The organism is Pseudomonas sp. WHRI 8519 (genome assembly GCF_040224055.2).
Taxonomy (GTDB): Bacteria; Pseudomonadota; Gammaproteobacteria; order Pseudomonadales; family Pseudomonadaceae; genus Aquipseudomonas; species Aquipseudomonas putida_X.
The window spans coordinates 3196913-3209774 of the sequence record NZ_CP167996.1; the positions used below are offsets into that span (position 1 = coordinate 3196913).

Annotated in this window: 8 protein-coding genes; 7 read left to right on the top strand and 1 reads right to left on the bottom strand. The window is 64.1% G+C overall.

Translation table 11 applies throughout. From position 1 onward, the window contains the following. Positions 1-7: 7 nt before the first annotated feature. Positions 8-3136: an efflux RND transporter permease subunit gene (locus tag ABRP30_RS14640; RefSeq protein ID WP_349975671.1), complete on the top strand. Its 3129-nt coding sequence runs from the start codon at positions 8-10 to the stop codon at positions 3134-3136. An 81-nt stretch (positions 3137-3217) separates the two neighbouring features. Here the strand turns inward: ABRP30_RS14640 and ABRP30_RS14645 are convergent, their stop codons facing one another. Further along, positions 3218-3490, bottom strand: a complete 273-nt coding sequence (locus ABRP30_RS14645) for an HU family DNA-binding protein (protein WP_372490311.1) — start codon at positions 3488-3490, stop codon at positions 3218-3220. A gap of 179 nt (positions 3491-3669) precedes the next feature. Between ABRP30_RS14645 and mobA the strand changes: the two genes are divergently transcribed. From mobA to ABRP30_RS14675, 6 genes are all read left to right on the top strand, one after another. Next, entirely contained in the window at positions 3670-4245 is a 576-nt protein-coding gene (gene mobA / locus ABRP30_RS14650) for a molybdenum cofactor guanylyltransferase MobA (protein WP_349975672.1), read from the top strand. A 284-nt stretch (positions 4246-4529) separates the two neighbouring features. Beyond that, on the top strand, positions 4530-5858 hold the full coding sequence (locus ABRP30_RS14655) for a hypothetical protein (RefSeq protein WP_349975673.1): 1329 nt from the start codon (positions 4530-4532) through the stop codon (positions 5856-5858). A 32-nt stretch (positions 5859-5890) separates the two neighbouring features. After that, positions 5891-8122 (top strand): Ig-like domain-containing protein, encoded by a 2232-nt coding sequence (locus ABRP30_RS14660; protein WP_349975674.1) that lies wholly within the window; start codon positions 5891-5893, stop codon positions 8120-8122. Positions 8123-8137: 15 nt separating this feature from the next. Then, positions 8138-8608, top strand: a complete 471-nt coding sequence (locus ABRP30_RS14665; protein WP_349975675.1) for a curlin — start codon at positions 8138-8140, stop codon at positions 8606-8608. Positions 8609-8624: 16 nt separating this feature from the next. Then, positions 8625-10070: a curlin gene (locus ABRP30_RS14670; protein ID WP_349975676.1), complete on the top strand. Its 1446-nt coding sequence runs from the start codon at positions 8625-8627 to the stop codon at positions 10068-10070. Between the two features lie 282 nt (positions 10071-10352). After that, positions 10353-12770: a glucose/quinate/shikimate family membrane-bound PQQ-dependent dehydrogenase gene (locus tag ABRP30_RS14675; protein ID WP_349975677.1), complete on the top strand. Its 2418-nt coding sequence runs from the start codon at positions 10353-10355 to the stop codon at positions 12768-12770. The last annotated feature ends 92 nt before the right edge of the window (positions 12771-12862 follow it).

Below are 12862 nucleotides of genomic sequence, written 5' to 3' on the forward strand. Positions count from 1 at the left end.
CTGACCCATGCCGCAATTTTTCATCGACCGCCCGGTATTTGCCTGGGTGGTCGCGTTGTTCATCCTGCTGGCTGGCGCCCTGGCCATCCCGCAACTGCCGGTGGCCCAATACCCTAACGTGGCCCCGCCGCAGGTGGAAATCTATGCCGTGTACCCGGGGGCGTCCGCCGCCACCCTGGACGAGAGCGTGGTCAGCCTGATCGAGCAGGAGCTCAACGGCGCCGATAACCTGTTGTACTTCGAGTCGCAGAGCAGCCTGGGCAGCGCCACCATTACTGCCACCTTCGAGCCAGGGACCAACCCTGACCTGGCCCAGGTCGACGTGCAAAACCGCCTCAAGGTCGTAGAGTCTCGCTTGCCGCGCCCGGTGACCCAGCAGGGCCTGCAGGTGGAGAAAGTGTCCACCGGCTTTCTGCTGCTCGGCACCCTGACCTCTGAAGACGGCAGCCTCGATGAAACCGCCCTGTCGGACATCCTTGCGCGCAACGTGATGAACGAAGTTCGCCGCCTCAAGGGCGTCGGCAAAGCTCAGCTGTACGGCTCCGAGCGTGCCATGCGGATCTGGATCGACCCGGGCAAGCTGATCGGTTTCAGCCTCACGCCCAACGATGTGGCCAACGCCATCGCCGCACAGAACGCTCAGGTGGCACCCGGCAGCATCGGCGACCTGCCTGCCCGCAGCACCCAGGAGATCACCGCCAATGTGGTGGTCAAAGGCCAGCTGAGCACGCCGGAGGAGTTTGCCGCCATTGTGCTACGCGCCAACCCAGACGGCTCGACGGTGACCATCGGCGATGTGGCGCGGGTCGAGATCGGCGCCCAGGAATACCAGTACGGCACACGCCTGAACGGCAAGCCGGCCAGCGCCTTCAGCGTGCAGCTGGCGCCGGGCGCCAACGCCATGCAAACCGCCACCCTGGTGCGGGCGAAGATGCAGGAGCTGTCGGTGTATTTCCCGGAGGGGGTCAGGTACGACATCCCGTATGACACATCGCCTTTCGTCAAAGTCTCCATCCAGCAGGTCATCAGCACCCTGTTCGAAGCCATGCTGCTGGTGTTCGCCGTGATGTTCCTGTTCCTGCAGAACCTGCGCTGCACGCTGATCCCGACCCTGGTGGTGCCGGTGGCGCTGATGGGGACCTTCGCCGTGATGCTGGCGCTGGGCTTCTCGGTCAACGTGCTGACGCTGTTCGGCATGGTCCTGGCCATTGGCATCCTGGTCGACGATGCCATCGTGGTGGTGGAGAACGTGGAACGGATCATGGCCGAGGAAGGCCTGCCGCCGAAGGCCGCGACGCGCAAGGCGATGGGCCAGATCAGCGGCGCCATCATCGGCATCACCCTGGTGCTGGTGGCGGTGTTCCTGCCCATGGCCTTCATGAAAGGCTCTGTCGGGGTGATCTACCAGCAGTTCTCGCTGTCGATGGCGGTGTCGATCCTGTTCTCGGCGTTTCTGGCCCTGAGCCTGACCCCTGCCCTGTGCGCCACACTGCTCAAACCGGTGGCCAAGGGCGGCCACCATCAACGCAAGGGCTTCTTCGGTTGGTTCAACCGCAGTTTCGACCGCGTGAGCGACGGCTACCAGCGCTGGGTAGTGCACGCCCTCAAGCGCAGCGGCCGCTACCTGCTGGTGTATGGCCTGCTGCTGGCAGTGCTCGGCTACGGCTTCAGCCAGTTGCCCACGGCGTTTTTGCCCACTGAAGACCAGGGCTACACCATCACCGACATCCAGCTGCCACCAGGCGCCAGCCGCATGCGTACCGAGCAGGTAGCCGCGCAGATCGAGGCGCACAACGCCCAGGAGCCGGGCGTGGGCAACACCACGGTGATTCTCGGTTTCAGCTTCTCCGGCAGCGGGCAGAACGCGGCGCTGACCTTCACCACCCTGAAGGACTGGGCAGAACGCGGCGCCGACGACAGTGCCCAGGCGATTGCCGACCGCGCCAGCGCTGCATTTTCCCGGATCCGCGACGCGGTCGCTTTCTCCGTGCTGCCGCCGCCTATCGACGGGCTGGGTGAGTCCACCGGTTTCGAGTTCCGCCTGCAGGACCGTGGGGGCATGGGCCATGCCGCACTCATGGCGGCACGTGACGAACTGCTGGCCGGCACCGCGAGCAGCAAGATACTGGTGAACGTACGCGAGGCTTCGCTGGCCGAAAGCCCGCAGGTACAGCTGGAAATCGACCGCCGCCAGGCCAATGCATTGGGCATATCGTTCGCCGACATCGGCGCGGTGCTGGACACCGCCGTGGGCTCCAACTACGTCAACGACTTCCCTAACCAGGGCCGCATGCAGCGGGTGGTGGTGCAGGCCGAAGGCGACCAGCGCAGCCAGGTGGAGGACCTGCTGAAGATCCACGTACGCAACAGCAGCGGCAAAATGGTGCCATTGGGCGCCTTCGTCCAGGCCAAATGGGTCAGTGGCCCGGTGCAGCTGACCCGTTACAACGGCTACCCGGCGGTGTCGATTTCCGGTGAGCCGGCAGCCGGCTATAGCTCGGGCGAGGCCCTGGCCGAAGTCGAGCGCCTGGTCGCGCAGTTGCCGGCCGGTGCCGGCCTGGAATGGACCGGCCTGTCCTTGCAGGAGCGCCTGTCCGGCAGCCAGGCACCGTTGCTGATGGCGCTGTCACTGCTGGTGGTGTTCCTGTGCCTGGCGGCGCTGTACGAAAGCTGGTCGATCCCTACCGCCGTGCTGCTGGTGGTACCGCTCGGCGTGCTCGGCGCAGTCCTGGCGGTGACCCTGCGCGGCATGCCCAACGATGTGTTCTTCAAGGTCGGTTTGATCACCCTGATCGGCTTGTCGGCGAAGAATGCCATCCTCATCATCGAGTTCGCCAAAGGCCTGGTGGACCAAGGCGTGGAACCCTTTGACGCCGCTGTGCAGGCCGCGCGCCTGCGCCTGCGGCCGATCGTGATGACCTCGCTGGCGTTCATCCTCGGCGTGGTGCCACTGGCCATCGCCACTGGCGCCAGCTCGGCGAGCCAGCAGGCGATTGGCACCGGGGTGATCGGCGGGATGCTCAGCGCCACATTGGCCGTGGTGTTCGTGCCGGTGTTCTTCGTGGTGGTGATGCGCCTGGCTCGCACCCGTCATGAAACGCCCGGGGCTAAGGTGGCAAGGGGCGACAATACGTGAGACCAGTGGGGCTGCATCGCCAGCCCCCTTGGTCACCGCTGCACTGGGCGGCGCGAGCAGCTAATGACGGTTCGGATCCTGTTACGCCACGGCGTCTTTCAACTTTTTACCAGCCTTGAATTTGACAACGGGGGCCGCCTTGATGTTGATCTCTTCACCCGTCCTAGGGTCACGCCCCTTGCGCCCTGCACGTACATCGCGTTTGAAAGTGCCAAACCCAACTAGCTTGATCTCCCCGTCTTTTTTCAATGACTTATTAAAGGCTTCGATCATGGCGTCGACAACTTTGCTAGCTTGGGCCTTGGTAAGGTCAGCTTTATCTGCTACCTGGGCAATCAATTCAGTTTTATTCATGTCCTTGCTCCTTGGCGTAACGGAATGGGCCTGTGCATTGCCTGCCTCTGACTACCATTGAATGAAGATCGCCCTGTCAGCACAACTGGCAAATATGTCAGGTGGCGCTTACCGGTCAGCCTGGACAATTGCACTGCAGCGTGGGAGGGTGCGCTGGCCTATCTTCAGGAACCAGACCGATGACCGAACCCCTGCCGCCCTTCACCACGTTGATCCTTGCCGGTGGCCGTGGCCAGCGCATGGGTGGCCGTGACAAGGGGCTGGTGCGTTGGCGTGGCGAGCCGCTGGTGGCGCATGTGCAGCGGGTGGTGCGCCCCCTTTGCGACGATGTGGTGATCTCCTGCAATCGCAACCACAACCTTTATCGCCCGTTCGCCGACCAGCTGGTGTGCGATGCACAAGCAGACTTCCCCGGCCCGTTGGCCGGGGTGATTGCCGGCCTGACGGCGGCCAGGCATGCGTGGGTGGTGGTGCTGGCGTGCGATGCACCGCTGATCGACCGCCGCCTGATCGAAGACCTGGTGCAGTTGGCAGTGGCCAATGACAGTGCGGCCATGGTACGTCAGGGCGGGTATTGGCAACCGATGTTCAGCGTGCTGCCGCGCAGCGTGCTGCCGCTGCTGGAGCAGGCCTGGGCGGCGGGTGAGCGGAGTTTGCAGAAGGCCTTGTTGCTGGCGCCGCTGCAGGCCCTGGAATGCCCCGAGGGCGACCCGCGCTTGAACAATTTCAACAGCCCTGACCTGTTGCAGGGGTGAGCCATTAGCCGACTGCACCAGCCCTGTCACCGGCAGCCGGCTAGTGCAGCATCGTTGATCCGGGCGTCGATTGCTTTGACGGCGCTGCCCTGCAAATGATCATCCCCAATCCCCCAACCCTGGGGAACACAACCCACCGAAAACACCTCAGCAAACCGCCACATCCAAGCTGGAAGCCAGAGAATACGTGGCCTTGAGCTTGTTTCAAACTTTTGGCACGGCTGTTGCCGATCTCCTGTCAGACGCCCCAAGTCCATGGGCCCGTTTGCAGGAGAAAATGACTCATGCACCGACCGATACCCACTCCGCTGGCAGTGGCGATTTTCGCCAGCATGCTCCAGCTCCCGGCTCAAGCAGCGCTGTACGCTGTCGACCCCGGGCCCTATGACCCCGCCAATGGCAATTTCGCCGCCTGGTACCAGGATACCCACGGGCGAACCCTTGACCTGTGCCTGACCAAGACCGTCAGCTCACGTGCTGCCGGCGCCCCTGGGGCACCGGCGTACATGTGTACGCTGCTGCCGACGCCGGGTGTATTCGACGACACCCAGCCCATCGTGTTTCCCAGCAACTTCCCCGACGAAGCCTTCTGGTTCACCGCCGACGCCGCCATCGTCGATGCCGCCCGCGGCATCGACCTGAGTTACGGCACGGCAATCGAAGCGGCGTTCGCCGCCGAGGAACCGGTCGAAGGCGACCAGGTCAGCTTCGCCCGGGTGCGTATCCGCGTCGATGTGCCGACCGCCGGCACCTACATCGTCACGCACCCCTACGGCGTGGACGTGTTCGACGTGCCCGCCGCCGGCGATCGGGCGATCAATATGACCCGCGACATCGGCATCGCCGGTGCTGGTGATTTCAGCGGCGCGCTCAAAGGTGACGTGGGGCCGTTCCTGCGCAGCGTCAACGGCCCCTACACCGAAGGCAGCGAGCGCTTCATCGGCGACCCGAACCTGGAGGAGCCCGTCACCGGCAGCCCGTACAACACCAACTACGTACGTATCGAGGGCCCCGGCGGCATAGACCTGCGCACCGAGCTGTTCTCGATCTCCGGCAAGCTCTCCGACGTTGCCCGGCCAACCCCGGTGATGCCACTGCGCAGTACCTACTCGCGGCATACCGAGGACGGCGACCTGCGTGCCCAGCAGGATGTGTTCGTCATGGCCCCGCCGCCACCGGCCACCGTCACCCTGACCAGCCAGACGCCAAACCTGAGCCTGACCGAAGCCAACAGTACCGGCGCCTGGTATGCCCAGTCCGTCCTCAACCCGCTGTTGCCGACTTCGCTGACACTGACCGCTGACAACAGTGTGGCGATCCCCACCAGCAGCCTGGCCACCGTCAATCTGCCGCTGACCGATCTGGTGACCATCACCCGTGCCGAATTCAGCCTGGCCAGCGGCCAGCTGACCCTGGTGGCCAGCTCCAGTGACGAGACCAGCCCCCCAGTCCTCACCGCCCACACCGGCAACGGCGCGCTGATCGGCGACCTGGCGGGCAGTGGTGCAGTGAAAACGCTGAGCACCTCGCTCTCCCCCATCCCTCCGGCCACGGTGCAGGTCACCAGTGCCAACGGCGGTAGCGACAGCGAAGACGTGGTGCTGGTGCCATGAACAGACAAAGGCTCCGCCTTCAAGGAGGCAGCATGAACACTTGGCAACGCCGTGCGCTGTTGGCCGCCGGTTTCTCCCTCACTGTGACCAGCGCGGCGTGGGCCGCACTGTCGGAGGTAGACCCGGGCCCCTACACCTTTGCCACCGGTGGTTACCCGATGTGGTACAAGGACGCCGACAACCTGTCCCTGGAGCTGTGCCAGTCGCGCGCTACCAGCACGCGGGCCCCGGGTGCGCCGGGCGCACCCGCTTACATGTGTACCCTGTTGCCTGAACCGGGTGTCTACGACGACGCGTTGCCCCTGGTGTTCCCCGACAACTGGCCCCCAGAGATGTTCTGGTTCCTGGCTGAAACCTCGATCCCGCAGGTTGGCAACAGTGGCTATGAGCTGGAAGTCTACGTCGCCGGCCTGGAAGCCGCTTTCGCTGCGGAAAACCCGGTAGACGGTGACCAGCAAAGCTTTGCCCGTATCCGCATCCGCGCCTCGGTACCGACTACCGGCACCTATGTCATCACCCACCCATACGGTGTAGAGACGGTCAACGTGACCGCCGCCGGTCGGCGGGCGATCAACATTACCCGCGACATCGGTATCGGCGCCCCGGGGGTCTTCAGCGGAGCGCTCAATGGCAACCTCGGGCCGTGGTTGCGCGGCGTCGGTGGCCCTTATACCGAAGTCAACCCGGACACCGGGGCCAGCGAAACCTTCATCGGCGACCCGAACCTCACCGAGGCCGTCACCGGTAGCCCGTTCAACACCAACTTCGTACGTATCCAAGGGCCGGCCGGGACCATCCAGACCAACGTGTTCACCGTATCGGGCAAGGTACTTGACCAGCGTGCGCAAACGCCGGTCACCCTGGAGCGCGCCACCTACTCGCGCAACGGTGCCGGCACCCGGATCGAAGTCTTCGCCAAGGCGCCGAACGACGCTGATGTGTGCATGCGCAATGGCCTGGCCTTGGTCGGAACGCCGCCCTCGCCCTGCCAGTTCAGCCTGCTTGCGGATAACAACGGGCTGTTCTTCACCCAGCAATTGAGCCAGATCGCGCCGCCGCCAGTGGTGGTGGTGACCGGCAGCACGGCGACCGGTGGCACACGCCCCACTTCGCTGTCGAGCAAGCTGACAGACGTGGTGAAAGTGGACACTGCGCGCTACGACTGGACCAACAAGCGCCTGGTGATCGAAGCACGCTCCAGCGACGAGGTCGTAGTCCCGGATCTGGTTGCCCAAGGCTATGGCCGCCTGTCCAAATCCGGCACCCTGCAGAGCCTGACCGTCAACGACCTCAGCCAGCCGCCAGCCACTGTCACCATCAAGTCCGCCCATGGCGGCAGCGATGTGGAACCAGTGATCGTGGTCGGCAATGCGCCCGTCGAAGCCGAAAACCAGGCGCCGCTGGCCCAGGCCGATACCGGCAGTACCAGCGTCGGTGTGCCGCTGACCCTCAACCTGTTGCAGAACGACAGCGACCCGGACGGTGACGTGCCGCTGACCATCAGCGACCTGACCCAACCAGGTACCGGCCTTGGCGGTGTCGTGCTCAACGGCACCACGTCGGTCACCTACACCCCGCCGGCCGGCGCCACGCAACCCCTGGTCGCCACCTTCAGCTATCAGGCGATGGATGCCAAGGGCCTGAAGTCCACCCCGGCCACCGTGACCGTGAACGTGGCGCCGAACCAGCCGCCAACCGTGGCCGCCCAGACCGTCGCGACACTGGGCGTGCCCCTGAGCATCAACGTACTGGCAGGCGCCGCCGACGCGGAAGGCAACGCGCCACTGGTAGTGGACAACGTCACGCAACCCGCTGCAGGCCGCGGAACGGTCAGTACCGACGGCAGCACGGTGACCTACACGCCACCGGCGACGGTCACCGCGGCGTTCACCACCACCTTCACCTACCAGGTGCGTGACTCGATCGGTGCGCTGTCCAACCCCGGCACCGTCACCGTCAACGTGTCGCCACGCCCGGCCGCTGAAACCTTCGCGGTCACCGCGGCAACGGTCACCGCGCGCTCCAATAACCGCTTCAACTGGGACATCAGCGGTACCTCGTCGGTGACCACCGGCAACACCGTCACCGTGCGCGTAAGCACCACCACGGGTGAGCAGGTCCTTGGCACCGTCACGGTACCGGTGACCGGACGCTGGCGCCTGGCAGTGGGCAACAGCACCACGCTGATCCCGACTGCCGCGCCTACGGCAACCGTAACCAGCAGCCAAGGCACCACACGCACAGTCAACGTCGCGGTGCGCTAAGGCCAGGAGAACGTCATGAAACGCGTGCACCCACTGCTGCTGTGCCTCGCCCTCGCCGGCCAGGTTCAGGCCGATGATCTGATGGACAACGCCGACCTCGCTGCCGGCAGCGACCTCGGTGACCCGGTGATCATCCGCCTGTTACCGGTAGGTGCCGGGCAAATGGCAGTGATCGAGCAGCTGGGTTCAGGCAACCGCGCCGCCCTCGACCAGAACGGCCAGGCCCTGCTGGGCCGCATCGTTCAGGCCGGGGGCGCGCAGGAAGCCTACATCCTGCAAGAAGGTAGTGACCTGATGGCCAGCATCAGCCAACAGGGAAATGGCAACAGCGCGTCGATCCGCCAGAGCGGCACCAGCAACAACGCCAGCATCGAGCAGATCGGTAACGACAACAGCGCCAGCATCGTACAAGCCGGCTCGGGGCTGAGCAGTTCCGTGACCCAGGCCGGCGATGGCCAGCATGTTCAGATCACTCAATACCGATAGACCTGGAGGCACCACCATGTTCAAGCTCGCTCCCCTAAGTGCCGCTATCCTCCTGGCCGTGGCCGGCCAGGTCATGGCGGAGGACAGCACCTCGACCCAGTCGCAGACCGGCAACCAGAACATCGCCGAAGTCAGCCAGACCGTCGCGCCTTTCGCCTCAGCCACCCAGACCCAGACCGGCAAGGGTCACAACCACCTGGCGGTGCAAGACACCAGCACCAGCCACATCGACCAGACCGCCAGTGGCTCGTACAACGCCGCCTACGGCGAGCAGTTGTTCGAAAATGGCAGCCAGATCACCCAGCAAGCCGAGGGCACCTACAACGACGCCTTCGCCAGCCAGTCGTTGGGTGAAAACAACCAGGCGCTGCAGATGCAACAAGGCGCCGAGAACCGCTCGACCGTGTGGCAGGACACCCAGCTGGGCAGCCAGGCAACCACCCAGCAAAACGGCCAACGCAACGAAGCTTTCGTCGAACAGCTGTTCGGCGGCAGCAACAACAAAAGCCTGGTGAACCAGGACGGCCAGGACAACTATGCCGCTGCCGAACACCTGACGCACAACGACGGCAATATCGAGATCTACCAGCAAGGCAAGCAGAACTGGGCCTATGGCGACCAGCGCGACGGCACTGGCGGCTTCATCGGCATCGACCAGAACGGCACCGGCAACTCGGTGGAAGTCTGGCAGGACACTCAAGTCGGCAGCCAGGCCACCGTCAACCAGAATGGCCAGCTCAACGAAGGCTATATCGACCAGAGCCTGGGCCAGGACAACACTGCCAGCCTCTATCAACAAGGCAAGTCCAACGCCAGCTGGTCCGATCAGTTCGAGACCACCAACTCGACCACCAGCATTTCCCAGTCCGGCACCAGCAACCTGCACTACACCTACCAGACCGGTGACAACCAGAGCCTGACCGTGACCACTCAAGGCACCGGTAACAAGGTCATGGCCAGCAACTGGAAAGGCGAGAAACTGGGTGGGCAGTTCGGCAGCGACCAGACCGCCGTGATCAACCAGAAAGGCACGGAAAACACCGTCAACCTGACCCAGAACGGTAGCCTGCAACTGGCCACCCTGGGCCAGAAAGGCACCAACAACTCGATGGAAACCAAGCAGGCCGACAGTAACAACGAGCTGTACTTCGAGCAGAACGGCGCCGACAACATCCTGATCGCTGACCAGCGCGGGATGGACAACTATGCCACCGGCGACACCACCGGCACCGGCAACACCATCAACCTGGACCAGTCCGGCTACGCCAACCAGAGCTTCACCACCCAGCTCTACGGCAGTGGTAATAGCGCAACCATCAAGCAGGCCGACACCGCCAACGTCGCCTACGTGACACAGGGCGGCGCCGGCAACACGGCGTTGGTCGACCAAAGCGGCGCCAACCAGGCCGCCACCATCACCCAGATGGGCAACGGCAACACAGCCACCGCTACTCAGCGCTAAGCAGCTCCCCCTTGAACCGCAACGCTTCTCTCCCTGGCGTTGCGGTTCCTTTTTTTGTGCTGCACACCCCCTGTCGAAGTGCCTGGCACTCGCGCGGCAGATAATTTTGGATGCCGATTAGCTGAACCTTTTATGCACTTTTCACTGCCTGATCTAGACTTTTCGCAACAACCCAGCAAGTTCAAGCCTGCGACAATCAGACTCAGAACATAATGTACCAACTTGTTAATTAGCTTGCTAAGGGCTTAAACTGCGCTCATTCCACCTGCTGAGATCCCTGGCATGAACGAAACACCGCGCGCCTCTGGCGTCACAAACATCATCCTGGTCGGCTTGGGCGTGATCATCGCCCTGCTCGGCCTCCTCTTGGCTGCCGGCGGCGTCAAGCTCGCGGGCCTTGGCGGCTCCTGGTACTTCCTGATCGGCGGCCTGGCCATGGCCATCGCCGGTGTACTCATTGCCCGGCGCAAGAAAGCCGGTGCCTGGCTGTACGCTGTGTTCCTGGTCGGCACCGCACTGTGGGCGCTGCTCGATGCCGGCCTGGTGTTCTGGCCGCTGTTCTCGCGCCTGTTCATGTTCGGTGCGATCGGCCTGGTGGTGGCGCTCGTCTACCCACAGCTGGTACGTGCCAATGGCGGTAGCACCGGCCGTGGTGCCTACGGCATCGCCGGCGTGCTGGCCGTGGTGCTGGTGATCGCTGTGGGCAACATGTTCGTTGCCCATCCAAGCGTCGCACCCACCGGCAAAGGCCCGGGCATGACCCCGGTCGAAGCCGGCAAGGAGCAAAAGGACTGGGCTCACTATGGCAATACCGAAGGTGGCAGCCGCTTCGCTGCACTGGACCAGATCAACCGCGACAACGTCGACAAGCTCAAGGTCGCCTGGACCTACCACACCGGTGACGTCGCCGTCAGCGACGGCAACGGTGCCGAGGACCAGCTGACCCCCTTGCAGGTTGGCAACAAGGTGTTCATCTGCACCCCGCACAACAACCTGATCGCCCTGGATGCCGACACCGGCAAAGAGCTGTGGAAGAACGAGATCAACGCCCAGTCCAAGGTCTGGCAACGTTGCCGTGGCATGGCCTACTTCGACGCCACCGCGCCGCTCGCCCAGCCGACCCAGCCAAACAGCTCGCCGATCACCGTCGGTAGCGTCCCGGCTGGCGCCAACTGCCAGCGCCGCCTGCTGACCAACACCATCGACGGCCGACTGATCGCGGTCGACGCCGACACCGGTGAGTTCTGCCAAGGCTTCGGCAACAACGGCCAGGTCAACCTCATGGCTGGCCTGGGTGACGTGCCGGACTCCTACTACCAGCTGTCGTCCGCACCGCTGATGGCCGGTACCACTGTGGTGGTAGGCGGCCGTGTCGCCGACAACGTCCAGACCGACATGCCAGGTGGCGTGATCCGTGGTTTCGACGTGTTCACCGGCGCCATGCGCTGGGCGTTCGACCCGGGCAACCCGCAAGACCGCAACGCGCCGGCTGACGGCAGCACCTATGTGCGCAGCACTCCGAACAGCTGGGCACCGATGTCCTACGACCCGGCGATGAACACCGTGTTCCTGCCGATGGGCTCGTCGTCCACCGACATCTACGGTGTCGAACGCAGCAAGCTGGACCACACCTACGGCGCTTCGGTGCTGGCCCTGGACGCCACCACCGGTAACGAGAAGTGGGTGTTCCAGACCGTGCACAACGACCTGTGGGACTTCGACCTGCCGATGCAGCCAAGCCTGATCGACTTCACCAAGGACGACGGCACGTCGGTGCCTGCGGTGGTGATCGGCACCAAGGCCGGCCAGATCTACGTGCTCGACCGCGCCACCGGCAAGCCGCTGACCCAGGTTGACGAAGTTCCGGTCAAGCCGAGCAACATCCCGAACGAGCCTTACTCCCCAACCCAGCCAAAATCGGTTGGCATGCCGCAGATCGGCGCGCAGACCCTGACCGAGTCGGACATGTGGGGTGCAACGCCCTATGACCAGCTGCTGTGCCGCATCGACTTCAAGAAGATGCGTTATGACGGCCTGTACACCGCGCCAGGCACCGACCTGTCGCTGAGTTTCCCTGGTTCGCTGGGTGGCATGAACTGGGGCAGCATTTCCACCGACCCGGTCCATGGTTTCATCTTCGTCAACGACATGCGCCTGGGCCTGTGGATCCAGATGATCCCGTCGCAGAACAAAGGCGCGGCCGCTGGCGGTGGTGAAGCGCTGAACACCGGCATGGGCGCCGTACCGCTCAAGGGCACCCCTTATGCGGTGAACAAGAACCGCTTCCTGTCGGTCGCTGGTATCCCTTGCCAGGCGCCACCGTTCGGCACCCTGACCGCCATCGACATGAAGACCCGCCAGGTGGCCTGGCAGGTACCGGTAGGCACCGTTGAAGATACCGGCCCGCTGGGTATCCGCATGCACCTGCCGATCAAGATCGGCCTGCCGACCCTGGGCGGCACCCTGTCGACCCAAGGCGGCCTGGTATTCATCGCCGGCACCCAGGACTTCTACCTGCGCGCCTATGACAGCAGCAACGGTAACGAGATCTGGAAGGCCCGCCTGCCAGTCGGCAGCCAGGGTGGCCCGATGACCTATGTCTCGCCCAAGACGGGCAAGCAGTACGTGGTGGTCACTGCCGGTGGCGCCCGTCAGTCGACTGACCGTGGCGACTACGTGATTTCTTACGCCCTGCCGTAATCCGCGTCGCCTTCATCGCCGGCAAGCCGGCTGTCCCAGGTTCGTCGCAAGCGCCTGGGCCAGCCGGCTTGCGGGTGATGAGCCCCTGAAAG

Bases quoted from the DNA above. Each gene is read 5' to 3' on its own strand.
- ABRP30_RS14640 (WP_349975671.1), top strand. From the start codon at position 8: ATGCCGCAATTTTTCATCGACCGCCCGGTATTTGCCTGGGTGGTCGCG.
- ABRP30_RS14645 (WP_372490311.1), bottom strand. From the start codon at position 3,490: ATGAATAAAACTGAATTGATTGCCCAGGTAGCAGATAAAGCTGACCTT.
- mobA (WP_349975672.1), top strand. From the start codon at position 3,670: ATGACCGAACCCCTGCCGCCCTTCACCACGTTGATCCTTGCCGGTGGC.
- ABRP30_RS14655 (WP_349975673.1), top strand. From the start codon at position 4,530: ATGCACCGACCGATACCCACTCCGCTGGCAGTGGCGATTTTCGCCAGC.
- ABRP30_RS14660 (WP_349975674.1), top strand. From the start codon at position 5,891: ATGAACACTTGGCAACGCCGTGCGCTGTTGGCCGCCGGTTTCTCCCTC.
- ABRP30_RS14665 (WP_349975675.1), top strand. From the start codon at position 8,138: ATGAAACGCGTGCACCCACTGCTGCTGTGCCTCGCCCTCGCCGGCCAG.
- ABRP30_RS14670 (WP_349975676.1), top strand. From the start codon at position 8,625: ATGTTCAAGCTCGCTCCCCTAAGTGCCGCTATCCTCCTGGCCGTGGCC.
- ABRP30_RS14675 (WP_349975677.1), top strand. From the start codon at position 10,353: ATGAACGAAACACCGCGCGCCTCTGGCGTCACAAACATCATCCTGGTC.